At 36.3% G+C, this 24,511-nt stretch carries 23 protein-coding genes and 1 other annotated feature; of the genes, 13 read left to right on the top strand and 10 right to left on the bottom strand.

Going from position 1 to position 24,511, the window contains the following annotated elements; translation table 11 throughout:
• Positions 1-9 precede the first annotated feature (9 nt).
• The 3 genes from A5821_RS07790 to ileS all read left to right on the top strand — a co-directional run bounded on the left by A5821_RS07790 (position 10) and on the right by ileS (position 4,675).
• On the top strand, positions 10-792 hold the full coding sequence (locus tag A5821_RS07790; protein ID WP_086314001.1) for an RNA-binding protein: 783 nt from the start codon (positions 10-12) through the stop codon (positions 790-792).
• Between the two features lie 19 nt (positions 793-811).
• Entirely contained in the window at positions 812-1,516 is a 705-nt protein-coding gene (locus A5821_RS07785) for a DivIVA domain-containing protein (protein ID WP_086314000.1), read from the top strand.
• A 369-nt stretch (positions 1,517-1,885) separates the two neighbouring features.
• Positions 1,886-4,675: an isoleucine--tRNA ligase gene (ileS, locus tag A5821_RS07780; RefSeq protein WP_086313999.1), complete on the top strand. Its 2,790-nt coding sequence runs from the start codon at positions 1,886-1,888 to the stop codon at positions 4,673-4,675.
• A gap of 96 nt (positions 4,676-4,771) precedes the next feature.
• Here ileS and A5821_RS07775 read toward each other — a convergent pair.
• The 4 genes from A5821_RS07775 to A5821_RS07760 form a co-directional block, all read right to left on the bottom strand.
• A protein-coding gene (locus tag A5821_RS07775; RefSeq protein ID WP_139844051.1) for an IS3 family transposase occupies positions 4,772-6,165 on the bottom strand; the annotation gives its coding sequence in 2 pieces (ribosomal slippage) (positions 4,772-5,625 and positions 5,625-6,165; 1,395 coding nt in all).
• Between the two features lie 107 nt (positions 6,166-6,272).
• On the bottom strand, positions 6,273-8,441 hold the full coding sequence (locus A5821_RS07770) for a GH25 family lysozyme (RefSeq protein ID WP_086313998.1): 2,169 nt from the start codon (positions 8,439-8,441) through the stop codon (positions 6,273-6,275).
• Between the two features lie 17 nt (positions 8,442-8,458).
• Positions 8,459-9,976, bottom strand: a complete 1,518-nt coding sequence (zwf, locus tag A5821_RS07765; protein WP_086313997.1) for a glucose-6-phosphate dehydrogenase — start codon at positions 9,974-9,976, stop codon at positions 8,459-8,461.
• 67 nt (positions 9,977-10,043) lie between these two features.
• Positions 10,044-10,691, bottom strand: a complete 648-nt coding sequence (locus A5821_RS07760; RefSeq protein ID WP_086313996.1) for a metal-dependent transcriptional regulator — start codon at positions 10,689-10,691, stop codon at positions 10,044-10,046.
• Positions 10,692-11,134: 443 nt separating this feature from the next.
• Here A5821_RS07760 and glpK point away from each other — a divergent pair, with 443 nt between their 5' ends.
• The 4 genes from glpK to A5821_RS07740 all read left to right on the top strand — a co-directional run bounded on the left by glpK (position 11,135) and on the right by A5821_RS07740 (position 14,316).
• Positions 11,135-12,640 (top strand): glycerol kinase GlpK, encoded by a 1,506-nt coding sequence (gene glpK / locus A5821_RS07755; protein ID WP_086313995.1) that lies wholly within the window; start codon positions 11,135-11,137, stop codon positions 12,638-12,640.
• Between the two features lie 31 nt (positions 12,641-12,671).
• On the top strand, positions 12,672-13,451 hold the full coding sequence (locus A5821_RS07750) for a helix-turn-helix domain-containing protein (protein ID WP_086313994.1): 780 nt from the start codon (positions 12,672-12,674) through the stop codon (positions 13,449-13,451).
• Between the two features lie 42 nt (positions 13,452-13,493).
• Positions 13,494-13,871, top strand: a complete 378-nt coding sequence (locus tag A5821_RS07745; protein WP_086313993.1) for a VOC family protein — start codon at positions 13,494-13,496, stop codon at positions 13,869-13,871.
• Between the two features lie 82 nt (positions 13,872-13,953).
• Positions 13,954-14,316, top strand: a complete 363-nt coding sequence (locus tag A5821_RS07740; protein ID WP_086313992.1) for an MmcQ/YjbR family DNA-binding protein — start codon at positions 13,954-13,956, stop codon at positions 14,314-14,316.
• A 66-nt stretch (positions 14,317-14,382) separates the two neighbouring features.
• Here A5821_RS07740 and A5821_RS07735 read toward each other — a convergent pair whose 3' ends face one another.
• From A5821_RS07735 to A5821_RS07710, 6 genes are all read right to left on the bottom strand, one after another.
• Positions 14,383-15,288: an NAD(P)-dependent alcohol dehydrogenase gene (locus tag A5821_RS07735; protein WP_086313991.1), complete on the bottom strand. Its 906-nt coding sequence runs from the start codon at positions 15,286-15,288 to the stop codon at positions 14,383-14,385.
• A 30-nt stretch (positions 15,289-15,318) separates the two neighbouring features.
• On the bottom strand, positions 15,319-15,516 hold the full coding sequence (locus A5821_RS07730) for a helix-turn-helix transcriptional regulator (RefSeq protein WP_212637419.1): 198 nt from the start codon (positions 15,514-15,516) through the stop codon (positions 15,319-15,321).
• A gap of 18 nt (positions 15,517-15,534) precedes the next feature.
• Positions 15,535-15,972 carry a hypothetical protein gene (locus tag A5821_RS07725; RefSeq protein ID WP_086313989.1) on the bottom strand — a complete coding sequence of 146 codons (438 nt, stop codon included), beginning with the start codon at positions 15,970-15,972 and terminating at the stop codon, positions 15,535-15,537.
• A gap of 265 nt (positions 15,973-16,237) precedes the next feature.
• Positions 16,238-16,987 carry a TraX family protein gene (locus tag A5821_RS07720; protein WP_086313988.1) on the bottom strand — a complete coding sequence of 250 codons (750 nt, stop codon included), beginning with the start codon at positions 16,985-16,987 and terminating at the stop codon, positions 16,238-16,240.
• A 122-nt stretch (positions 16,988-17,109) separates the two neighbouring features.
• Positions 17,110-17,622 (bottom strand): NUDIX hydrolase, encoded by a 513-nt coding sequence (locus A5821_RS07715; protein WP_086313987.1) that lies wholly within the window; start codon positions 17,620-17,622, stop codon positions 17,110-17,112.
• Between the two features lie 73 nt (positions 17,623-17,695).
• On the bottom strand, positions 17,696-18,523 hold the full coding sequence (locus A5821_RS07710; RefSeq protein WP_086313986.1) for a dihydrodipicolinate synthase family protein: 828 nt from the start codon (positions 18,521-18,523) through the stop codon (positions 17,696-17,698).
• Positions 18,524-18,788: 265 nt separating this feature from the next.
• Here A5821_RS07710 and A5821_RS07705 point away from each other — a divergent pair, with 265 nt between their 5' ends.
• From A5821_RS07705 to hisD, 6 genes are all read left to right on the top strand, one after another.
• Positions 18,789-19,148, top strand: a complete 360-nt coding sequence (locus A5821_RS07705) for a hypothetical protein (protein WP_139844050.1) — start codon at positions 18,789-18,791, stop codon at positions 19,146-19,148.
• Between the two features lie 328 nt (positions 19,149-19,476).
• Positions 19,477-20,277: a MerR family transcriptional regulator gene (locus A5821_RS07700; RefSeq protein WP_086313984.1), complete on the top strand. Its 801-nt coding sequence runs from the start codon at positions 19,477-19,479 to the stop codon at positions 20,275-20,277.
• 181 nt (positions 20,278-20,458) lie between these two features.
• Positions 20,459-20,908, top strand: a complete 450-nt coding sequence (locus tag A5821_RS07695) for a GyrI-like domain-containing protein (RefSeq protein WP_086313983.1) — start codon at positions 20,459-20,461, stop codon at positions 20,906-20,908.
• A gap of 126 nt (positions 20,909-21,034) precedes the next feature.
• Positions 21,035-21,306: a binding site (T-box leader), on the top strand.
• A 68-nt stretch (positions 21,307-21,374) separates the two neighbouring features.
• Positions 21,375-22,565, top strand: coding sequence for an ATP phosphoribosyltransferase regulatory subunit (hisZ, locus tag A5821_RS07690; protein ID WP_086313982.1), 1,191 nt, complete (start codon positions 21,375-21,377; stop codon positions 22,563-22,565).
• Positions 22,562-23,197, top strand: a complete 636-nt coding sequence (hisG, locus tag A5821_RS07685; RefSeq protein WP_086313981.1) for an ATP phosphoribosyltransferase — start codon at positions 22,562-22,564, stop codon at positions 23,195-23,197. The genes hisZ and hisG overlap by 4 nt, the downstream gene beginning before the upstream one ends.
• 1 nt (position 23,198) lies before the next feature.
• Complete coding sequence (gene hisD, locus A5821_RS07680; RefSeq protein WP_086313980.1) at positions 23,199-24,479, top strand: histidinol dehydrogenase; 1,281 nt, start codon at positions 23,199-23,201, stop codon at positions 24,477-24,479.
• Positions 24,480-24,511: the final 32 nt, after the last annotated feature.

The following is a 24,511-nucleotide window of genomic DNA, read 5'->3' as shown; positions in this document are numbered from 1 at the left end:
GATTTATCTATGAACGCAAATGTGTACCAACATTTTCGAAAAGATGAGCATCCTTTTATTGATTCTGTAGGCGATTGGTTAGAACAAGTTGAAAGTCAGTATGCTCCTTACTTATCAGATTTTTTAGATCCTAGACAGGCGTATATAGTAGAAACCTTGATTCGTCAGAATAGTGATCTTTCATTTCAATTTTATGGTGGGTATGAACAAGCTGAACGAAAACGTTGCCTGATTTATCCTGATTACTATGAACCAAAGGAAGACGATTTTGAAGTTGAATTACTAGAAATCGTGTATCCTATAAAATTCTCTACATTATCACATGGCAAGGTGTTGGGTACCCTAGTCAATACAGGAATAAAGCGAGAGTATTTTGGTGATATTATTTCTGATAATGACAGGTGGCAAGTATTTGTCGCTAAAGAGATAGCTAATTTTGTAGAAACTCAGGTAGAAAAAATTGGGAAAATATCAGTAAGATTAGAAAAAAGAAAATATACAGAGATGATCCTTCCAAAAGATGACTGGACACATGAGCGGACAACAATAAGTTCGTTACGTCTGGATAATTTGATCTCTAGCGTATATAATATATCTAGACAGAGATCAAAACAATTGATTGAATCTGGAAAAGTCAAAGTGAATTGGACGGAGAATACAAGACCGGATTTCTTAGTAGATCTATTAGATATAGTATCAATTAGAGGTTTTGGACGCATCCAAATTCAAGAGTTAGAGGGGAAGACGAAAAAGGACAAGTTTCGTTTGTTACTGGGAGTTCTACGAAAATAATCCAAAGAGGTGAAGGAATATGGCATTAACTCCATTAGATATTCAAAACAAAAACTTCTCTACAAAAATGAGAGGGTACAACCAAGACGATGTCGATGATTTCTTAGATCAAGTAACGAAAGATTATGAAGATTCTCTTCAAAAAACACGTGAACTTGAAAAATCATTAAAACATGCAGAAGAAAAATTACAGTATTTCAATGAACTGAAAGATGCATTGAATCAATCAATTATTGTAGCACAAGACACTGCTGATAAAGTAAAAACTAGTGCAAATAAAGAATCAGAAGTAATCGTTACGTCTGCTGAAAACACAGCGAACGAAATGATTTCATCAGCTGAAAAACGCTCAAGTAATCTTATTACCTCTGCGGAAGAAAAAGCAAAAGAAATTCTAACAGATGCAACGGATCGTGCACGTCAACTAGCTGCTGAAACAGATGATTTGAAGAAGAAAACACGTGTCTTCCATCAACGTTTAAGTTTAATGTTAGAAGCACAATTAGAACAAGTGAAAAGCGAAGAATGGAATGAATTATTAAAACCATTCTCAAGTTACGTAAGTGATTCACATACAGTAATCAAAGAAGTTTTAGCGCAAGAACTTGACAAAAGTGATGATGTTGCGGCAGAGCCAGTTGCTGTAGTAGAGGAACCAACACTTGAACAAGCTGCGATCGATCCAAAAGCAATGCTTGATTTATTAAATAAAGATCCTAAATAATTTCGTAAATAAATAGAACAGAAAAGTCAATAACCATTCTTTTTAGCGAGTCAATGATAGTGAAAGTTTGACAGACCCTGGTATTGAAAAGATCCTCTATTTTACTCAAGTTTGAACTAAGTAAAACTTGACGAGTGATTTCGTTAACAATCAACAGAGGAAATAATTGAGTTGATCGATTATTTTAAATTTGGGTGGTAACGCGAGTACTTTCGTCCCTTGGGATGAAGGTACTTTTTTGCTGTGAACGAAGTGAGAGAAGTAACCTTACTAGTAAATCACAAAAATATCAGATGAAACATAGAGCAAGTGATTGTTTTATAAGTGTTCTATTTATCAAAAAGCTACGAATGAAAGCGAGGAAGAAAAATGAAAATGAAAGAAACGTTGCAATTGGGAAAAACAGCTTTTCCAATGCGTGGGAATTTGCCAAATCGTGAAGTAGAATGGCAAAAAGATTGGGAAGAACAAAAAATCTATGAAAAACGTCAAGAACTAAACGAAGGAAAACCAACATTTGTCCTTCATGATGGACCGCCATATGCCAATGGAAATATTCACTTGGGGCATTCATTAAATAAAATCAGTAAAGATATTATCATCCGTTCAAAATCTATGTCAGGTTTCCGTTCTCCATATGTCCCTGGTTGGGATACACATGGTCTACCAATCGAGCAAGTACTAACAAATAAAGGGATCAAAAGGAAAGAAATGACTTTAGCTGAATACCGTGAAAAATGTGAAGAGTATGCACGTTCACAAGTTGATACACAACGTGCAGATTTCAAACGTTTAGGTGTTGCTGGTGATTGGGAACATCCGTATATTACATTAGACCCTTCTTATGAAGCAGCAGAAATCCGTGTATTTGGAAAAATGGCTGAAAAAGGCTATATTTATAAAGGATTAAAACCAATTTATTGGTCTCCATCAAGTGAATCATCATTAGCAGAAGCGGAGATTGAATATAAAGATGTTAAATCAGCATCTATTTACGTTGCATTTAAAGTTGTTGACGGCAAAGGAATCCTAGATACGGATACTTCATTTGTAATCTGGACAACAACACCGTGGACACTTCCTGCAAACTTAGGAATTTCAGTGAACCCTACGTATCAATATGTTGTAGTCAAAGCATACGGTAAAAAATATGTTGTAGCCAAAGATCTTTTAGACACAGTAAAAGAAGCAATCGGTTGGGATGATGTTGAAATTCTTGAAACGATTTCTGGTAAAGATATGGAGTATATGACTGCTCAACATCCATTTTATGATCGTACATCATTAGTGATGCTAGGAGATCATGTAACCTTAGATGCTGGTACTGGTTTAGTTCATACCGCACCTGGTCATGGTGAAGATGATTACATCGTAAGCAAAAAATATAATTTAGATGTTCTTTCACCTGTGGATAATCGTGGTGTCTTTACTGATGAAGCACCTGGATTTGAAGGAGTTTTCTATGATAAAGCAAATCCAATGATCACAGCGTTATTGGATGAAAAAGATGCGCTATTAAAATTGGATTTCTTTACACATAGTTATCCACATGACTGGCGTACGAAAAAACCTGTTATTTACCGTGCAACACCGCAATGGTTTGCATCGATTGATAAATTCCGCCAAAACATCTTAGATGAAGTTGAAAAAGTTGACTGGATTCTTCCTTGGGGCAAAACACGTCTTTATAATATGATCCGTGACCGTGGTGACTGGGTAATCTCCCGTCAACGTGCGTGGGGTGTACCATTACCGATTTTCTATGCAGAAAATGGTGAAGCGATCATTACACCAGAAACAATCGAGCATGTAGCAAATTTATTTGCTGAGCATGGCTCAAATGTTTGGTTTAAACGTGAAGCGAAAGAGTTATTGCCAGAGGGCTTTACACATCCTGGTTCTCCAAATGGTGAATTTACAAAAGAAACAGACATTATGGATGTTTGGTTTGATTCTGGTTCATCTCATGAGGCTGTATTGCGTCAACGCCCAGAACTAACATTCCCAGCTGATATGTATCTAGAAGGCTCTGATCAGTATCGTGGCTGGTTTAATTCAAGTATTACGACTAGTGTAGCTATCAATGGTGTAGCGCCTTATAAAGCCGTTTTATCTCAAGGATTTACATTGGATGGCGAAGGACGTAAGATGAGTAAATCACTAGGCAATACAATTTTACCGGATAAAGTAATCAAGCAAATGGGTGCGGATATTTTACGCCTGTGGGTAAGTAGTGTAGATTATGAAGCAGATGTACGCGTATCAATGGATATCTTAAATCAAGTTTCTGAAGTATACCGCAAGATCCGTAATACAATGCGTTTCTTATTAGCGAATACGAATGATTTTGAACCGAAAGAACACACTGTTGCATATGAAGATTTACGTTCTGTGGATAAATATATGGTTGTTCGACTAAACCAAGTAATCAAAGAAATTCGTGAAAAGGGCTATGAAAAATACAATTTTATGCAGATCTATCGTTCTGTTATGAATTTCTTAACAGTTGATCTGTCTTCATTCTATTTAGATTTTGCTAAAGATGTAGTTTACATCGAAGCGGAAGATAACTACCAACGTCGTTGTATGCAAACCGTATTTTATCAAATAGCTGTTTCCTTAACAAAACTATTGACGCCAATCATCCCACATACTTCTGAGGAAATCTGGAGCTTCTTAAAAGAAGAGGAAGATTATGTTCAATTAGCTGAATTTCCAGGTTATGAAGAATTCGCAAATCAACAAGAATTATTGGATACTTGGGCAGCATTTATGGACTTTAGAGACAATGTTCTAAAAGCCTTAGAAGAAGCACGTAACTCTAAATTGATTGGTAAATCTCTAGAAGCTAAAGTAACTGTTTACCCTAATGAACAAATTCATGAGTTATTAACAGCAGTGGATGCAGATATTGCTCAATTGCTGATTGTGTCTGACTTTGAATTAGCAGCTAGAACAGCTGAAGTTCCTGAAAATGTTGAAAAATTTGATGATATGTCGATTCTTGTAGAAAAAGCAGCAGGTGAGACTTGTGATCGTTGTCGTGCGGTACGTACAGATGTTGGTGAAGATGAAAAATTACCACATTTATGCGGACGCTGTGCTACAATTGTTGAAGAAAATTACCCAGAAGCTGTAGCTGAAGGATTTGAAGAATAAGTATCGTTAAGTGAGCAAAAAAGAGTATGAAACAGATTTTTGAAGTGAGACCCAATAGTTAGACCATAACCCGACCGAAGAAATTTGGTCGGGTTTTTATGCGGTCATCCGTTCGCGATATCTAACGGGACTGCAGCCGAGTTTCGTTTTGATTCGGTGATGATTATAGTAATTAATCCACTCATTAATTGCTCGCTTCAACCCTTCAAAGCTTGTATAAATCACACCATGATACATTTCTTGCTTTAATAGACCAAAGAAATTCTCCATCGGTGAATTGTCGAGACAATTCCCTTTTCGGGACATGCTCTGGAATATTTTTTTATCCGCTAAAGGCTTTCTATAACCATTCATCTGGTAAGCCCAGCCTTGGTCAGAATGGAAAGTCCGACGGTAGGGGCAGTCTGCTGTGTGTTCTATGGCTTCTTTCTGAGCGTCAAGAACAGCCTTTGTATTTGGTTTTTCTGAGATTCGATAAGACAGAATCTCCCCGTTAAACATATCCAGGAACGGGTCTAAATAAAGCTTCTTGATAACAGGTTTTCCATTCGTATCTTGTTCATAATACTTAAATTCAGAAGTATCCGTTGTAATTTTTTGATGTGGAACCGAGGTGACAAACCGTCTGTGAATCCGATTCTTTGCCACTCGTCCAACAGTTCCTTTGTAGGAATTGTACTTACGTGATTTACGTGTAAACTTTACGCTCTTCAGCCCAAGCTTACGCATGATTCGACGAATTTTCTTTTGATTTACCCTTATTCCATGTTCGTTCAGGGCGATTTGAATCCGACGATAGCCGTAATTTCCATTGTTTTCTTCAAAAATTTCTTTAATGGTTTCCTCTAGCTTGGCATCTGGATTCTCACGATTCAATCGCTTTTGCCAATACATGTATGTCGCTTTAGGGAATTTTGTTGCTTCAAGAAGAATCGTTAATCGGAACTCTTTTCGGAGTTCGTGGATGATTCGTGCATCTCGTTCTTGAGTCGATTCGGGATATTCATCCCTAAAGCTCGGAGCTTTTTTATGAAGGCAAGTTCTGCACGAAGTAGTTCATTTTCTCGTTCCAGTTCTTGTTCACGTGTTAATGGCTTCTTTGGTGTTTGTTTCTTCTTTTTCTTAGTCATTGAAGGCCTTCCTTTCAGTTTCGGTAAGAACCCTTCAATGCCTTCACGCTGAAATAGTTGGTGCCAATGTTGGAGTAGATTTCCTGATGGCAATCCATAGTTCAATGCGACATCAAGGTAAGAGTCACCGCTAGTCAAATAATAGTGTATGACATCTTGCTTGAATTGGGAAGAGTAAGTTTGTTTGTTTTTTCGTCGGTTCAAGGCATCAAAGCCCAACTTTTCTACAATCTTCACCCATTTGTGTACTGTCGAAACAGCTGGAATACCGTATCGGCGAGCTAGAGCCACATACCCACCTTCACCCCTCCTATACGCTTCAACTACTGATTTTTTAAAGTCATAATCATATTTAGCCACTATAAAAAGCCCCCTAAGTTAGATTTTCTGGTCTAACTTAAGGGGCGCACTTCATTTGTTTCATACTCTTTTTTTTTTATAGATTATTTAAAGACTAAGCTAATGAGCTATTTTTTTGTTGCATCGGCGTTTAGATAACCGATCCAAGTTCCTTTATTGTCATAAATTGAATAGTAGAGAGCCCCAGAAAAGTGGCTGTATTTTCCTTTAACAAGATAATTTTTCTTGTAAAGGGTGTTTGTATTGCCTTTTTTTATAGAAAATTTATCGAGGTCTGCCCAAAGCGTATAGCCTTTTCTTTCAATCGTTACATTTTTATCATATTTTAGCCAAGCACCCTGAGCTCCTGAAGCAGCAGTCGCCCCATTAGCATTTAGGTAACCTCGCCATGTGCCTTTATTATCATAGAGTGAAAAATAAGTGGCACCAGAAACATGATTGTATTTTCCTTTGACTTGAAGGGTTTGTTGAAAAAGATTTGTTGAATTGCCTTTTTTGCTAGAGAATTTATTGATATCGCCCCAAAGCGTTTGTTCTTTTTTAGTCAGCGTCACATATTTATTTTCTTTTAACCACGTACCTTGAGGACCTGTTGCTAAACTAGCACCCGCAGCGTTCAAATAGCCTTTCCAATTGCCTTTTCCATCATAAAGCGAGTAGTAAACAGCACCGGAAAGATGCTGATATTTTCCTTTGACTTGGAAGGTTTGCTGAAAGAGACTCGTTGAATTGCCTTTTTTGCTAGAAAATTTATTGATGTCGCCCCAAAGTGTTTGCCCTTTTTTAGTCAGGGTAACATATTTATTTTCGTTTAGCCAAGCTCCTTGAGGACCTGTTGCACTGGTTGCGCCATTAGCATTTAGGTAACCTCGCCATGTGCCTTTATTATCATAGAGTGAGAAGTAAGTGGCACCGGAAACATGTCGATATTTCCCTTTGACTTGAAAAGTTTGCTGAAAAAGGTTCGTTGAATTGCCTTTTTTACTGGAGAATTTGTTGATATCGCCCCAAAGCGTTTGTCCTTTTTTAGTCAGCGTCACATATTTGTTCTCATTTAGCCAAATTCCTTGAGGACCAGAAGCCTTCGTTGTTGCAGAGGCGTTCAAGTATCCTTTCCATTTGCCATTATTATCATAGAGTGAATAGTAGGTAGCGCCATTCATGTGTTTATACATACCACTTACTTTAAACGTTTGATTATAAAGATTCTTTGTAGAATTGGTTGTTGAATTAAAATTAAAGTTTGACCAAATTGAATAATTCTTTTTGGTGATTGTTACGTATTGATTAGCGCTGAGCCATTTTCCTTGGGCACCATTTTCAAGATAACCAGTATAATCCATGGAAATATCAAAGGGGTGCGCTATACCAGGAATATAATATTGAGAAGACCACTGCCAAGCTGAGAATTCGTTATTCCATTTCATATTAGCAGTTGGTGTATAAGGATACTGTGCAACCCACATGTTTTTAGCACCAAATTTGCTTACAGAAAAATACCCGCTTGTAGCGTAAGATCTATTCATATAGTACATAGTATTAGAGAAACCTTTAGACTTTAGCGTGTTAACGAAAGTTGTAGTATTAGGTGTCAAATTAGCATTCAACATTTTTCCTTCTTCAATATCAATCACCATAACTGTAGACTTTGGTAACTTGAACCGATTAGCGAGTGAAACAAAATATGCAGCTTCTTTTGAGGCACTACTGCCAGTTGTATAGTGAGCATAATGATAAGCAGAAACCTTCAGACCAGCAGCCGTAGCATTATTGATCTGTTCTTGAGCATATGGGTTTATATAATAATCGCCTTCAGTGAGTTTCACAACAACTCCGTTAATACCATATGTTTTCATTTTTTTGAAATTCGCAACTGAAATTGAACTATTATGAGACGATATATCAATAAATTGAGACTTGGGTCTGTTGGCTTCGCCTGCATGAACGATATCCATTGAACTGCGGAGTAGGTTACTGCTTCGAGCTACTGGATTTAAATCTGAGCGATCAGATGGAAGATAATAGTCATCAAAATACAATTGCTCAGTCGATTCAATGGATTCACTCGATTCAGTTTCGGTAGAATCAGAACTGCTCGAATCTACTGAAACCGAGTCAACTGTGGTAGTCGTTGGCTCAGTCTCAGTAGTCAGCGTAGTTGACTCAACGAAAGTGTCTGATGTGGAAGCTTCTTCAGCGTATGACTGTGTACTCATTCCAAGTGATAGAGTGAGTAAAGTACCTAAAATTACCCCATTAAATTTTATTTTTTTCATTTTTTCCTCCAAAAATCTTAAAGTTTACCACGTTCACGGTACCAAACGTCAGGCTGCCAATCCCAAGTAAAACCATCTTGTTCTAACAACTCAAATGCTGCTTCAGGACCCATTGATCCTGCGGCATAATTAGGAAACTCAACAGAGGTTTTATCCCAAGCCTGACGAATAATATCAACAATGCGCCAAGATTGAGCAACTTCATCCCAGTGAGAGAAGTTTGTTCCGTCACCATTTAAACTATCCAATAACAATTTTTCATAGGCCTCTGGACTATTTCCAGTTGTTTCTGCGCTATGACGATAATCTAATTTCACAGGTGTAGTTGTAAAACCTTGACCAATTTCTTTTCCATTGAGTGTCATTGAGAAACCTTCTGTTGGTTGAATATAAATAGTTAAGACATTTGGAGGTAAATCGGTCTTTTCACCACATTTATCAATATCATCTTTGAAGACATTGACTGGTACTTGTTTGAAAACGATGTTGATACGTGTACCTTTTTCAGTTAGACGTTTTCCTGTGCGGATATAAAAAGGAACGCCTGACCAACGGAAGTTATCGATCAAAAATTTACCAGCAACAAAAGTTTCGGTTTGAGAATGTTCATCGACATTTGGTTCTTCTCGATAACTAACAAATTCTTGATTGTCGAGTTTACCGGATCCATATTGACCGCGAACAAAATTTTCTAAGGCTTCTTTTTCTGAATAAAGACGAATTGCTTGTAAGGCTTTTACTTTTTCTGCACGAATTTCAGCTTCTGAAAAAGCAACAGGCGGCTCCATTGCCAACAATGCTACAACTTGCAAAATATGGTTTTGAACCATATCTTTTAATGCACCACTGTGTTCATAATAACCGCCACGATCTTCAACACCAAGACTTTCTGCAAATGTAATCTGGACATTATCAATATAGCGATTATTCCATTGGGATTCAAAAATGTTATTAGCAAAGCGAATCGCAGAAATATTTTGGATCATTTCTTTTCCTAAGTAATGATCGATTCTAAAAATATCTTTCTCAGGAAAAACTGCACGAATTTCTTCATTTAGTTGATAAGCAGAAGCATAGTCAGAGCCAAAGGGCTTTTCAATAACTAAACGATCAAAGCCGTTATCTGTTAAAATTTCTTGTGATTTTAAGTGTTGAACGATCGTACCGAAAAATTGCGGAGCCATTGCTAAATAGTAAATATGATTGCCACCTAATTGATAGTCATCATTTAATGTATCAGATAATTTTTTTAAGGTATCGTAATGCTCGGAATCATTAACATTATGGGACTGATAGTAAAAGTGACTTGAAAATGTTTCTGCCTCTTCAACTGTTGGATTTAAGTCTTTGATCGTCTCACGAACGATTTCTCGGTAGTGTTCATCAGACCATTCTCTTCTTGCCGTACCAATGACTGCAAAATGCTTAGCTAATATTCCTTTACGATATAAACGGAATAAGGAAGGATAAAGTTTTCTTTTTGCTAAATCACCAGTGCCGCCAAATATAGTAAACAAAGCTATCTTTTCGTTCATTTCATTTCCCCGCTTTCTAATGTGGGCTGAACAGAAAATGTTTCTGCTCCCGCCGTTTAAATCATATTTATAGTCGATCAACGAAAATCGTACTTGCCGCTTTATAGCTGATCGCTAGTTCTTTTTTATTGTTACTAATACTGATGGGTCCTTCATATGCTGCGATTTCATCGATCGTATATTCTTCGTGAATCTGCAAGTCGATCGCTACTAAGTAATCAAGTAGTTCTTTCTCATCTAATACACGTGCAATACGGATCTTAGTGCCAATAGGATAATCGATCAAAGTTTGACGTTTTTCTTCGTGGACAGGCTGATCATCACCAGGAATAACACCGCCATGAGGACAAAATTTTGGTTGATTCAAGTACGCAGACAAACGATTTGCTAATGTTTGTGAGGTGACATGTTCTAGTACTTCTGCTTCATCGTGAACTTCATTCCATGAGTAGTTTAAATGTTCAACTAAAAATACTTCCCATAATCGATGTTTGCGAATGAGTGTACTCGCTTTTTTGAGTCCTAGCTCAGTTAGTTGGACACCTTGATAAGGTGAATGCTCAACCAGTTTTTCTTTTACTAATTTTGAAATCATCTCACTAACAGATGCCGCAGAGACATCCAGACCGGAAACGATTTGCTTATTGTTGATTTTATTTTCATCGCCACCTAATTCAAAAATCAGTTTTAGGTAGTCTTCACGATTCGGGGTCATATATTTCATCCTTTCAAAGAAGCCATCAGGATAAGTTTATCAGAAAATTGATTTTTTGACCATTTAATAATATGTTAATCTAAAAAAAAATAGAGTGTTTTTCTTTTTCAATATAAAAATGGAAACAAAACTTGAATTGATAACGTTTTCCGAAGAGTTTTATTTTAAACTTCTATGGTAAGGAAGGAAACTCTCTATAAACAAAAAACGGATTATTAAAAAAAGATTAGAATTTAAAGGGTGGTTCTGTGTGTAAATGCTATAAACCGTTATCTCTATTACATGCTGTAGTTTCCAAAGATCCTGATTTTATAGTTATCAGAAGGATGAACCCATAAAAAATATGCTTTAACTTAGTATCTTTTTTTATTTAGGAAAGAACAGGACTTTTAATGGTACTTTGTTTTATAATAAAAGTATCATTTTCGAGGAGCGAACAAGACGTGAAACAAAACCAATATATTTTATCTATAGATCAAGGAACAACGAGTTCAAGAGCAATTCTATTTAATCATGAAGGGCAGGAAATTGCCAAAGCACAAAAAGAATTTACGCAATATTTTCCAAATCCCGGCTGGGTAGAGCATGAGGCAAATGAAATTTGGAATTCTGTTCAATCTGTCATTGCAGATGTATTGATCGAGTCAAAATTGAAGCCTGCTCAAATCAAGGCAATTGGTATTACAAATCAGCGTGAAACAACCGTTGTGTGGGATAAAGATACAGGGGAACCGATTCATCGTGCCATTGTTTGGCAGTCAAAACAAACCAGTGAAATCGCAGATGAACTCAAAGAAAAGGGCTATCAAGATTTTATTCAAAAGCGGACAGGTTTGATCATTGATTCTTATTTTTCCGCAACTAAAGTAAAGTGGTTATTGGATAATGTTAAAGGAGCGAAAGAAAAGGCTGAATCTGGACAGTTATTGTTCGGTACGATTGATACGTGGTTATTATGGAGACTGACAGGTGGAAAAGTCCACAAGACGGATTACACAAATGCTAGCCGAACGATGTTGTTTAATATTCATACATTAGATTGGGATCAAGACATCTTAGATTTATTACAGGTTCCTAGAAAGATGCTACCGCAAGTTTGTTCAAATGCAGAAGTATATGGGTATACGCAAGACTATCATTTTTATGGAGAAAATATTCCGATCGCTGCGATGGCTGGTGACCAACAAGCCGCATTATTTGGTCAAGCAGCTTTTGAAAAAGGCATGGTCAAGAATACTTATGGTACAGGTGCATTTATTGTGATGAATACAGGTGAAACAGCGATCTTATCTGAAAAAGGTTTATTGACCACCATCGGCTATGGGATTGATGGAAAAGTTACTTATGCATTAGAAGGCAGTATTTTTGTGGCTGGTTCAGCTATCCAGTGGTTGCGAGATGGATTGAAATTAATTGAAAATGCTAGTGAATCAGAAGCGTTGGCTGGCCAAGTCGTTGATTCTGATGGTGTCTACGTTGTTCCCGCCTTTACTGGCTTAGGCGCTCCGTATTGGGATCAAGAAGCACGTGGTGCTGTTTTTGGAATCACCAGAGGAACAACAAGGGAGCATTTGATACGAGCAACATTAGAATCGATTGCTTATCAGAGTGCCGATGTAATCAAAACAATGGAGAATGATTCTGGTATTGAAATCAAACTGCTCAGAGCCGACGGAGGAGCATCAAAAAATGATTTGCTGATGCAATTTCAAGCAGATATCATTAATAGACCAGTTGAAGCGGCAGATTTTTCCGAGACAACTGCTTTAGGTGTAGCTTATTTAGCGGGTTTAGCAGTAGGTTTTTGGAACGATTTAGCTGAAATCAAATCATTTACTCATACTGGGAAACGATTTGAGGCAAAAATCACAGAAGAAAGACGAAACGAGCTATATGATGGATGGCAGCAGGCAGTACATGCAACGATGGCTTATAAGGAGAGAGAGTAAGGCTGATAACACAAGTATGGGGGAATGACTCATGAATTATAAACCTAAAGTTTGGCAAGAGATCAAAAGTGAGTATCAAGAAATAAAGCCCGATCACCGTTTATGTTCCCATATCCAATCCTATTGGTTTAGTTATACAGATCAGTTAAATGAACCAGCCCGGATAATTCCAGATTTATGTTCGGATTTAATTGTGCAACTGAGTCCAGAACTGGATATTTTATCGATGAATGTTTGTGGTCCAAACACGAAATTTTTTTATTCCTATGCCGATGAACCAACTATTTATTTAGGAATTCGGTACTATTTAGGTGGCATGTATTCTTTTTTCAATACATCATTCAAAGAACTAAAAAATCAATTAGTTGAACTTAGCTTAATTGAAAGAAGGATGATAAATGATTTAAAAGAGAATGTATCAGGAAAAAAATCGTTCCCAGAGTTGATCGAAAGTTTGGATCTGTATTTTCTAAAGCGTTTGAATTGCCTAGAATTTAAGCGGATTTCAGCACCAGTCCATGAGTTTATCACTAACCACTGTCGCCCGATTGGAATGGAGATTTCAGAACGAAGTTTGCAACGCTTGTTTAGAGAGGAGACGGGATTATCTCCTTATGAAGCATTTGATGTATTGCGTTTTCAAAAAGTCTATCAAGAGTTAATAGTGAACCCTCAAATAAAGCATTTAGATTTAGTTGAAAAATATGATTTTTTTGATCAAGCACATTATAGTCGGAAAATGAAAAAAATGACGGGTTTAACACCACAAGAAATTCGGCAGCATGTCGGTATTTTACAAGACAAAAATTGAGTAGCTGATTATAATAGAGTAACAAAGATGGAGGTTATTCAAATGAAATTAGATATGGTGGGAATCATTGTTGAGTCAATGGAAGAAGCAATTTTATTTTACGAACGCTTAGGATTTAAGGTTTTAGGAGAAACAACGGCTGAATACGTAGAACTTAATAATGATGGGGTAAGGATTTCATTGAACACTAAAAAAATGATTGAAGGTGTGTATGGCTATCCGCCTAACAATGAAGGTGACAAAATCGAGCTAGCGTTTCTTTGTGATTCTCCAGTAGAAATCGATCAGCTATGCGAAAAAATGAATGGCTTTGGTTACGAGATTTTTAGAGAACCCTGGCAGGCATTTTGGGGGCAATATTATGCGATCATCAAAGATCCAGATGATAATCTATTAAGTTTTTTTTGTGACGCTGTCTAGATTTACCGCTAATTCTAGGGACAGTTTTCTTTCAAAGTTTAGCGAGAGTCCGTTACATTTTTTAGTTAGGAGGAATCAGTGAATGAAGGAAAGAATTCAGTATTTAAAAGATGAAGCAAAGAAATGGCCAGGAGCAACGGTTGATTATCGGGAAGATTGGGATTGCGATTATTTTGGAATCGAAAAAAAATGTTTTTGTATGCTCGGAACAAATAAAGCTGGAGAACGAGTGATGACAGTTAAGGGTGATCCGGAAGAGAATGAATTGTTACGAGAGCAATATCCAGATGTTGTGCCAGGATATTATGCGAATAAAACCCATTGGAATTCATTTTTGTTGGAAAACTCATCATTTGAAAATGAGCAGCTTGCAGTTTTTTTAAGAAAATCCTATGAATTAGTTCTTGGCAAATTGCCTAAGAAAGTTCAAGCAAAATATAAATAAGTAATTAAAAAAAACGACAAAGTGAAACAGTTTTGAACTGACTTTGTCGTTTTTTGTTGAGAGAAATCATTCTGTGACTACAGTCAAAATAACATTGCCTTTTTTTCGTCCAGTTTCTACATAAGCATGAGCTTTGTCGGCGTCTTTTAAGGGATAACGTTTGTCGATGGCGGCTTTAAATTTTTCTTCTTCAAAGAGTTGTTTGAGCAGATACAGATCGGCTGTCAATTCTTTGACCATTCCGCGAGCTACAGAGACAAATTTGCCATTTTGGTTTGTAAGCTGTTTTGCTTTAGTTTTATTCAATTTACCAACTGCATCAAAGACAATATCGTAGGTTTCATTCAATGTTTTGAAATGATCAGAGGTGTAGTCAATAACAATATTAGCCCCTAGCGAATGTACTAAATCAAGATTTTGCTTACTACAAACCCCAGTCACATCTGCCCCAAAGTGAGCTGCAAGTTGTACAGCAGCTGTACCGACGGAACCAGAAGCACCGTAAATCAACACTTTTGTCTTAGGGGCTAGGCCAGCTTTTCTTAAAAAATGCAGTGCAGTTGTTCCGCCAAAAGATAAAGCTGCTGCTTCGTCAAATGTCGCATTTTCAGGTTTTAATGAAATAATGCCGTTTTCAGGTAGACAGATATATTCTGCATAACCGCCAAACTTCATTCCTGTCAACGCAAAGACCGCATCGCCAATTTTAAATTTTTTGACATTGGCTCCAACAGCTTCAATGGTACCCGAAAGTTCGGTTCCTAAAATTGGTTGTCTAGGTCGCTTTAAACCAAACATGATCTTCAAGATCGGTCCATATTTTTTTGCGCCTCTCACTACACAATCGCCAGAAGCCACAGTTGTCGCATGGATTCTTATCAAAATTTCGTTATCTTTGGGCACAGGTTTTGCAACTTCTTGCATCTGAAGTACATCAGGATCACCATATCCTGTACAAATGATTGCTTTCATATTTTTCCTCGTTTCTTTATATATTTACGACTATCCCTTATAGGAAAAAACCTCATCTAAAGGTTGTTCAAATACTTTAGCAATTTTAAATGCTAGTTCCAAAGAAGGAGAGTATTTTTCTTGTTCAAGTGAAATAATCGTTTGTCTTGTAACACCTACAGCATCTGCTAGAGCTTGTTGCGTCATTTCTCCATGCATAAATCGTTGTTTCCGGATCGTATTGCTGATCAAAGACTTTCCCATATTTTAATACCCTCTTTCATAATAGAAAATATATGAAGCATAAGAAATAATGTCTGAGACCAATACAGTAAAAGCTAAAATCGTAAACATTGTGGAGATTGGTTGATGGATTGCAATGGCAGCCATAGCTAAAAAGAAACCAAAAGCTAATAAGAAACAGAAATTTCGAACAGCTCTTAACTCGATCAACCGATCTCGTTCGTCAGAAATGGTTGGTGCTTTATTTTTGCTAAACATATCATTAAGCAGATTAAATACAATCAATACAATGATATTAGCGATAACTAGAATGAACAAAAGTTTTACAAAGAATCCCCCCCACAATGCAAGAAAGTCAGCCGAATGTAAACGTAGTGCATTCAAGTGATCAAAGTATAAATAAAAGAAAATGACCACATTTGAAATCAATAAAACTAGCGCTTTTTTTGATTGGTAAATCATAATATCCCTCCTAAATTAAATGTTGAAAGTACGCATTCACTTTTTTATCTTCTACAGAAAAGCTAGTTCTGAAAACAAGATAATTTTTGATTATTGACAACTTAAATGATCGAATAAGAAGAGCGGTCAAAATATATCGCTAATCTAACACTTTATAGAAACCACTCACGTATAAACGTTTATTCAAGTTGTAAAAACGTTTATACATAGATTAGCATGGAAAAAGGATCGTGTCAAAGTATTTTGACACGATCCTTTTATTTTTTTAGCTGAAACTATTCAAAGACCAGGTAATCAAAGTAATAATCCATAAATGTGCAGGATAAAATACATAGAATAAATATTTGAAGAAAGGGCTATTACTACCTTTTTCACCATTATACAAATGGATAAAAGGAATCACAGTAATAAATAAAAAGTCAGAGTTACCTTCTAATTGCACCTTGATCATCTCGAAAGAATAATTGGGTAAGCCAAGAATAGGCATTATAATTAAAGGAATCGCAAAGATAAGATAGGAGATATTTCTCTTTTTAGCATTGTCTCTGAAGAAATAACTAAGCAACATAAATGGAATAACAACAAATTCTCCTTCAGCAGGAATCAAACCTAGAAAAGTTGCTACTGTCAAAATAATTGCTAGAATATTTGCGAGTATTTTAAAGACAGACTCGTGAGCATGTTTTGCATAATCGATTAGTGCTAAAATAGTAACACCAAGAGCCAACGTTAGAAAAATATTATTGTGAATCTGATACATTGGGTTTTTAACGATCATTGTGTTAATAATAGTATTACCAGCAAACATTATTGCTGCCCAGCCATAGAGACGAAACAAATATTTTCTGCGATTTCTAGTATAATGAAGTCCTTCAACCGCCATAAAAGCAAAAAATACAGCAACACAGCGAGACAACATGTGGATTGGCGAGCTAAATTGTGGTGGTAATAGTGGGGTAAGATGATCTAGAAACATCAAGCCCATCATCATAAGTTTTAATTGATTTCCGTTCATTTCATTCTCCTAATTATATGTTTTTTTTAACTTTTTCTAGTATAAAAAAAATGAACGGATTTGGCGTGGGAAACAGCGAACAAATACCTTACAAAAATGAGAGTATAAAGTAAGAAGTATTTTTAATGGAGATATTCACTTTGACTGCGATAAAAATCAAAAATTGATTTCGCATAAATATAAGGAATAAATGTATTCTGACTAAGCATTGTTAGGTACTCTTTTTCAGTTACCCATTTCATTTCACTGACCTCTTCTTCTTGTAAATCTAATTCTTTAAGTGTGACATCTTTTGTGACAAAATAAATTTCATCCCAACCTTCTTCAAAGGAGACCGTTAAGCGACTGGGTGTGTCCTTTAAATCAACAACAATTCCTGTTTCTTCTAGTAACTCACGCTCAGCAGCTTGATACAATTCTTCTCCTTCAATAACAGCCCCACCAGCAGTATAATCCCACCAATTTGACCATACTTTTTTTGTTGATTGCCGCTTTTGGATAAGTAGTTCACCAGAGCTATTAAAAATTAACACTGAAACCACAAAGCGATAGTCATCACGGTTCATTGGGATATCACGGGAGTGGACTTTGGTTGTTTTCTGTTTTTTTGAAGTGTAAACATCCATATATTCCATTTAAAATGACCTCCTTGTATTAAGAATTCTGATTATTAAAGCCAAAGTTAATTTTTGAACGAAGTTCTCTCATTCATATATTTCCTAAAGGACTTCTAGTAATGCCCATGGCTAGATTTTCTTTTTTTGATATTTCCTTTTTTAAATAAACTAATGGGCTATCTTCAAATAACTTATCCAATTCTGTTTGTTTAGCAAAGTTTTGAGTTGAGCCGTTTAACAGTGAGTGGAACCATTCTTTTATTTCTAATGGATATAAATTGCCTGCTACAGAAGACAACCTATTGAACCCTTGGTCGATTTTTTCTTTGATACCAATCTCTCCACCAGCATAGATATAGATGGTCTTATTAATTGAAGCTCTTAAATCACGAATGCGAGTGCCATCTCCAACTTCTTTGATACCAATAATATTAGCTTCTTGAAAAATATCAATAAGTGAATCTATTGCTATATCAAATCCTGTTCTCCTGGGATTATTGTAGATAATCATTGGTTTTTTAAGAACTTGAGAAATTTGCTTTACGTAAACAATAGCTTCTTTTTGGCTTGGCAAAATATAAGGAGGAAATCCTAACAAAACGCCTGAAACTTTGTTTAAAGAGTTGATAGCTTCGGCTAAAAGTACAGTTTCTTTTTGGCGAATACTAGCTACTCCAAAGAGGATTTCCAAGCTACTATTAATTCTTGATTCTGTTTCTATGGCATTCAAAAGTGAAACCTTTTCTTGTAAAGTCAAACTATGTTGTTCTCCCGTTGAACCACAAACTAAAACTGAACCGATCCCTATATTTTGCAAGTAGAGGATATGTTCGATCGTATCATTTATGTTTAGGGTTTCATCATTGTAAAAGGCGGTAGGTACTGCGATATGATAATCATTTACTAAGTTATAGTTCATAATGCACCTTCTTTTTTTATTTAATAATAGCTTACCAAAAAAAAAGCTTCTTTTACAATCCTATTTTGCAGTGCATCTTTTTTCTACAGCAATGATGTATACTTAGATTATATGCTACTAATTAGGCAATAAATGAAATAAGAAGGAAGTGTCTATTTATGACTGGCAATTTTTGTGTGAATATAAGAAAAATTCAACTGTGATCTCGGAAGAAAAACATCAAGATAGAGTTAAACTTATCCAGCTCTTTGTAGAAAATGGTCTTATGAAAATCGGTGAAACAAGCTATCCGATTGTTTATGGTGATTTATACTTTCTAGATGCCAAACAAAGCTATTGTGTCGAAGAATTGGACGAGGAAATGATTCACAGTACAATCATGGTTTCAGCTGAACAATTAATGGCATTATCGAACATACTTGATTTTGAACTTGAATATCATAAAATTTTTGAAAAAAATGGTCATTTTCATGTTGCTTCCCCACATTATAAAGCAATCGATAAACGGTTTAAAGAAGCTTTCAGTGTATCTGAAACTGGAAAACCATTTTCAAAAGCATTATTTTTCTCTAGAGTGATCGAGTTGCTCAATTATGCTGTTGTGACAGTAGAAAAAAGAAAATAAAAAAGGCTGAGAATAGTGTTGACTCTCCCCTTACTGGAACCTATATGATAAGAATGTCTCGAGACAAATAGCTATCAAGTAAGCTGCATGGGCTAACTCTTCGGAAAAAAGATAAAAAAGGAATGAGGTAAAAAGCACCTCAGTCAATTTTCCCTATTTTTCAGACGAGTTGAACGAGCCCATTACGCTTTTATGTTATCTAGCTGCATGGGCTAGCTCTTCAGAAAAAAGATAAAAAAGGAATGAGGCAAAGAGCACCTCAGTCAATTTTTCCTATTTTTCAGATGAGTTGAACGAGCCCATTACGCTTTTAAATTAGGAGGTAATTATGTTATCAATTGGTGATTTTTCAAAGGTTTCACAAGTTTCACCTAAAACGCTTCGTTATTATGATGAAATCAATTTATTGAATCCGACTTTTACAGATGCAAATAGTGGGTATCGTTATTATGATGTCAGTCAGCTTGAAACGATTCTTTTAATCAAACGATTAAAGGAATATATGTTTTCACTGGAGGAAATCAAGCAGGTTATTGAGAGTGATCAAGATCAAGACTTACTGCAAATGACCATCATTAAGAAGAAAAAAGAAATTAGCCAAAAGATGCAAAATTACTCTCTGTTGTTGGATCGAATAGTTGAGGATCTAACTACATTAGAAAGGGGAAAAAAACTGATGTCTTATTTAAATTCAATCGAAGTCAAACTTACTGAAGTACCTGAAATGAATATTTTATATCTTAGAAAGCAAATGAACGTACAAGAATATGGAAAATATATTGGAGAGTTATTTGGTCGTCTTACAGCAGAACAGTTTACTCCGACAGGACCACCATTGACGATTTATCATAGTCCCGATTTTAATCCAGAAAGTAGTGACATGGAGTTAGCAGTACCGATTGCTGAAAAGAATGAACAAACGAGGACGTTGCCTACAAGTTTGTGCGCAACTTCGACTCATGTTGGATCATATACAGAGATGTCCTCAGTGTATAGTAAAATTTTGAAATGGATCGAGGAAAAAGGGTATAAAATGAACGGAGCGCCGTTTGAAATTTATCAAACGGACCCGAATACTACGGCTCCTGATAAAAATGTAGTTGAGATTTATTTTCCAGTGTCACTTTGAGTAATAATACTTTACAACACCCCTACAGATAATTTTATGTCGGGGTGTTGTGTTACATTTGAATCAGTCAATTAAAAAAGCTTTAAAATAAGTCTTGAAAATTATTTTAATAGCATTTACTCTATGGATGGGAACGACATTGATCAATATCCTCTCAATAAATTGAAGGAGAAGATAAAAGATGAAGATTGAAATAATACCAATTCAAAGAATTTTCTATTTAAGGAGAATCGGATGTTATGGTGAAGAGAATAAGCAATTGATGGCTACTTTAAAAGAAAAACTAAAAGAAGCCAGTTTATTTAATGAAGACACCATTATTTATGGTATTGCTTGGAGTGAGTTGAATACGCCAAAAGAAATGTGTATTTATGATGTTTGTGTTACGGTATCAGCAGAGCAAAACATTATTGAAGAGATGAAGGAAACGGTGCTTGAAGGTGGCAAGTATGCAATTTTTAAAATAAAGCATACGGAAAAAGAAATCCAACGGTTTTGGGAGAAATTTATGCAGCAAAATTTTCAAAAGGAAATTGTAATTATTGCCGATTTGAATCGTCCCATTTTAGAAAGATATACTGGAAGGCTAATTGCTGCAGGTTATTGTGAATTTTGCGTGCCGATTGAGTAGCTGAAATTGGTCACCAATGATTCCTATAGTGTAAGAGGAAGGGGGGCAATGTAAAATATTTAGTAAAAGCTATTGACTATATTTGCAATTTGTGATAAATTGTTTAGAAATAAATGAGAATAAAATGAAAGAACGATGATCAGAATAGTAGGTGAATCGATTCGCTTCAGAGAGTTTCCGGTTGCTGCAAGGAAATAGCGAGCCATCATTGAACACGCCTGTAAGTTGTTTTTCTGAAATAACAAGTTAGTTTAACGAAAATTCTTTCGTTTTCTAAATGAGTAGGAAAAATCGGAGAGTCCGTTATCACTCCATAGTTTATCTAACTAACAGAGGTTTTTACTGTGAAGTAAAAGCAAATCTGAGGTGGGACCACGTGAAAATTTCTCGTCCTCTTGGCTTATTTGCCAAGGGGACGATTTTTTTATTCCAACAATATGGATAGCTAAAATAAGGAGGGAACCGAATGAAGTGGAACCGCAATTTGCCGGCTGGAACGAAAGACAAGTTATTTCGAGAAGCCAATGGGGCGTATCAATTAGAAAAACAAGTGAATGAGATTGTGACCAAAAGAGGATATCAGCGAATCGATACACCAGTGATCGAGTTTGAAGATGTATTTTACAGTGAAGAAAAAAATGAAAAAGAATTTTACCGCTTGTTTGACAATCAAGGTCGATTGCTTGTATTACGTCCAGATATGACGATGCCGATTGGACGTGTGATTGCAACGACTGGAATTCAGCCGCCTCTTAAATTATCTTATAGCGGTAAAGTGTTTCGCTCAAACGATGATATGCTGGGAGAACGAAATGAGTTGACTCAAGCTGGAATTGAGTTGATTGGTTATTCTTCTTTAAAAGCGGAAGTCGAATGTATCACTTGTGCCGTCGAAATTTTAGAAGCACTAAAGATACCCAACTTCCATTTTGAATTAGGCCATGCACAAATTTTTCGTACCATAGTAACGTCATTAGATTTGGGTGAAGCAGAAAAATCAGAGCTTCAAATCTATTTTAATAATAAAAGTCTGACGGATCTTAAACGGTTTGTGGAGAAACATCCCAGTGAGTTAGATGAATTTATTTGCGCGATTCCAAGACTGTTCGGAGAAGCAGATGAGGTAGTACCAACTGCTAAAAAATTATTGCCCAAAGAATCACGCATCATGACCATCATTGATGAGTTAGAAAGATTAATGACTATTATTGAAGCGCATCATCGAAAGATTTCTTTAACTGTGGATTTAGGTTTAGTTGCGTTGATGGATTATTACACAGGTGTTTTATTTAGTGGGTACGCTGATTTGATACCAGATATTTTCTTACGAGGTGGACGTTACGATCATTTAGCAGAACAATTCGGACATCCGGCGATTCCTGCAGTAGGATTAGGGATTAATCTAGATACATTGGTCTCTTTGCAATATCAAATCGGCGAACTAGCTTCTTTAGATCAGCCGACAACATTGGTTCATGGTTCTTTGACACAAATAACTAAATCAGAAATACTTGTAAAAGAGCATCCTGATTACCAATTATCCTTGTTTGAAACATTGGAAGAAGCTTTGGAATATGGGGAGAAATGGCATTATCAGCAAGTCATTGAGGTAACAGAAGATAAAGTACAGGTGATAAAGGTGGGGACTAAAAATTGACACAATTGACTATTGCTTTGACGAAGGGACGCTTAGAAAAACAGACATTAGCATTATTTGAACAGGCTGGAATCGATGTTTCATTTATGCAGAACAAGCAAAGAAAGTTGATTTTTACTAGTCCAGATCAACGAATCACCTTTCTTTTAGTAAAGGCTGCTGACGTAACGACCTATGTACGTCATGGTGTTGCTGATTTAGGCATTGTAGGGAAAGATGTATTGATCGAGCATCCATTTGGTTACTATGAAATGCTGGATCTAAAGATTGGAGTATGTAAATTTTCGGTTGCGTCTACCCAAAATTATCAACCCGATGATTATAAACGAAAAAGAATTGCAACCAAATACCCAACTGTTGCTTCTGAACATTTCCGTAAAAAAGGAGAAGACGTCGAAATCATTAAGATTGAAGGATCAGTTGAAATTGCCCCTGTTTTGGGATTAGCAGATGCCATTGTTGATATTGTGGAAACCGGAACGACATTGAGAGAGAATGGCTTAGAAATTTTTGAAGATATTTGTTCGATCTCGGCTCGACTAATCGTAAATAAAGCAATGTTGAAACGTAAGCGCCAAGCAATATTCCAATTGTTTGATGCACTGCAATCTGTAATAGAAGGAGAAAAATAATATGAAATGGTTAACTGGAACGACCACAGAGGTTTTAGCGGCATTAAATGACACTGTTCAGCTGGCGCAAGAGGACAATCAACAAGTGGAAGAACAAGTCCGTCAGATCATTCAGCAAGTCATCAAAGATGGGGATCAAGCCTTAAAAACATATTCTAAAAAATTTGATCATGTTGAACTGCAAGACTTGTCTATATCAAAGGAAGCAATCGATTTAGGTTTCCAAAGAGTAGAAAAAGAAGTGATTACAGCCTTAGAAGCTGCTAAAGAAAATATTATAAGTTATCACAAAAAGCAAAAGCAATATGATTTCATGGATATGGAAAAATCAGGCGTTTTACGAGGGCAATTAGTGTTGCCGTTAGCTCGAGTAGGTGTTTATGTACCAGGAGGAACAGCTGCTTATCCTTCTTCTGTACTAATGAACGTTCTCCCAGCAAAAATCGCAGGTGTTCAAGAAGTCATCATGGTTACGCCCCCTTCCGCTGAGGGAATTTCTGACGTGATTTTAGCAGCGGCAAAAATTGCAGGTGTGGATCAAATTTTTCAAATTGGCGGAGCACAAGGCATTGCAGCGCTAGCGTACGGAACGGAGTCTGTGCCAAAAGTAGACAAAATCGTAGGTCCAGGAAATATTTATGTGGCTACGGCAAAAAAACAAGTCTTTGGTATGGTTGGGATTGATATGATTGCAGGTCCATCAGAAATAGGAATTTTAGCAGATGAAGCAGCCAATCCCACCTATATTGCCGCTGATTTGCTGTCCCAAGCAGAACATGATACGCTTGCCAGAGTGATATTAGTGACGGATTCAGTTGAGCTTGCTAAACAAGTTGAACAAGAAATCTATCTGCAATTAGAAACACTACCTCGCAAAGAAATTGCCGAAAAAGCAATTCAAAATCATGGGATGATCATTATTGCCTCATCTCTTGAAGCGATGTTCACCATCATGAATGAAATTGCGCCAGAACATTTAGAAGTACAGCTGGTGGATGCAATCAGTTATTTACATGAAATCAAAAATGCGGGGTCGATTTTTTTAGGGGAGTATGCATCAGAGCCTGTAGGAGATTATTTTTCAGGAACGAACCATGTCTTGCCGACAAGTGGCACTGCCAAATTTTATTCACCGCTAGGAGTGTATGATTTTGTGAAGTATAGCCAAGTTACTTATTATACAAAAGAAGCACTAAGAGAAGCCAAAGATGCAATTGCTCTTTTAGCTAGAAAAGAAGGATTAGAAGCACATGCTAGAGCAGTTGAATGTCGTTTTGAATAAGTTGATTAAATAGATTTTTATACTGGAGGAAA

The organism is Enterococcus sp. 7F3_DIV0205 (assembly GCF_002141365.2).
GTDB lineage: Bacteria > Bacillota > Bacilli > Lactobacillales > Enterococcaceae > Enterococcus_L > Enterococcus_L palustris.
Note: the sequence above shows the minus strand (reverse complement) of the source record. Positions and strands in the feature narration are given on the sequence as shown.

What these genes read in the sequence shown, in the direction of transcription:
- A5821_RS07770 (WP_086313998.1), bottom strand. Translation starts at nt 8,441, where the DNA reads ATGAAAAAAATAAAATTTAATGGGGTAATTTTAGGTACTTTACTCACT.
- A5821_RS07740 (WP_086313992.1), top strand. Translation starts at nt 13,954, where the DNA reads ATGAAGGAAAGAATTCAGTATTTAAAAGATGAAGCAAAGAAATGGCCA.
- A5821_RS07735 (WP_086313991.1), bottom strand. Translation starts at nt 15,288, where the DNA reads ATGAAAGCAATCATTTGTACAGGATATGGTGATCCTGATGTACTTCAG.
- hisD (WP_086313980.1), top strand. Translation starts at nt 23,199, where the DNA reads ATGAAATGGTTAACTGGAACGACCACAGAGGTTTTAGCGGCATTAAAT.
- A5821_RS07695 (WP_086313983.1), top strand. Translation starts at nt 20,459, where the DNA reads ATGAAGATTGAAATAATACCAATTCAAAGAATTTTCTATTTAAGGAGA.
- zwf (WP_086313997.1), bottom strand. Translation starts at nt 9,976, where the DNA reads ATGAACGAAAAGATAGCTTTGTTTACTATATTTGGCGGCACTGGTGAT.
- hisZ (WP_086313982.1), top strand. Translation starts at nt 21,375, where the DNA reads ATGAAGTGGAACCGCAATTTGCCGGCTGGAACGAAAGACAAGTTATTT.
- A5821_RS07705 (WP_139844050.1), top strand. Translation starts at nt 18,789, where the DNA reads ATGAAAATCGGTGAAACAAGCTATCCGATTGTTTATGGTGATTTATAC.
- A5821_RS07785 (WP_086314000.1), top strand. Translation starts at nt 812, where the DNA reads ATGGCATTAACTCCATTAGATATTCAAAACAAAAACTTCTCTACAAAA.
- A5821_RS07715 (WP_086313987.1), bottom strand. Translation starts at nt 17,622, where the DNA reads ATGGAATATATGGATGTTTACACTTCAAAAAAACAGAAAACAACCAAA.
- A5821_RS07745 (WP_086313993.1), top strand. Translation starts at nt 13,494, where the DNA reads ATGAAATTAGATATGGTGGGAATCATTGTTGAGTCAATGGAAGAAGCA.
- A5821_RS07790 (WP_086314001.1), top strand. Translation starts at nt 10, where the DNA reads ATGAACGCAAATGTGTACCAACATTTTCGAAAAGATGAGCATCCTTTT.
- A5821_RS07750 (WP_086313994.1), top strand. Translation starts at nt 12,672, where the DNA reads ATGAATTATAAACCTAAAGTTTGGCAAGAGATCAAAAGTGAGTATCAA.
- A5821_RS07710 (WP_086313986.1), bottom strand. Translation starts at nt 18,523, where the DNA reads ATGAACTATAACTTAGTAAATGATTATCATATCGCAGTACCTACCGCC.
- A5821_RS07725 (WP_086313989.1), bottom strand. Translation starts at nt 15,972, where the DNA reads ATGATTTACCAATCAAAAAAAGCGCTAGTTTTATTGATTTCAAATGTG.
- A5821_RS07760 (WP_086313996.1), bottom strand. Translation starts at nt 10,691, where the DNA reads ATGACCCCGAATCGTGAAGACTACCTAAAACTGATTTTTGAATTAGGT.
- ileS (WP_086313999.1), top strand. Translation starts at nt 1,886, where the DNA reads ATGAAAATGAAAGAAACGTTGCAATTGGGAAAAACAGCTTTTCCAATG.
- A5821_RS07720 (WP_086313988.1), bottom strand. Translation starts at nt 16,987, where the DNA reads ATGAACGGAAATCAATTAAAACTTATGATGATGGGCTTGATGTTTCTA.
- A5821_RS07700 (WP_086313984.1), top strand. Translation starts at nt 19,477, where the DNA reads ATGTTATCAATTGGTGATTTTTCAAAGGTTTCACAAGTTTCACCTAAA.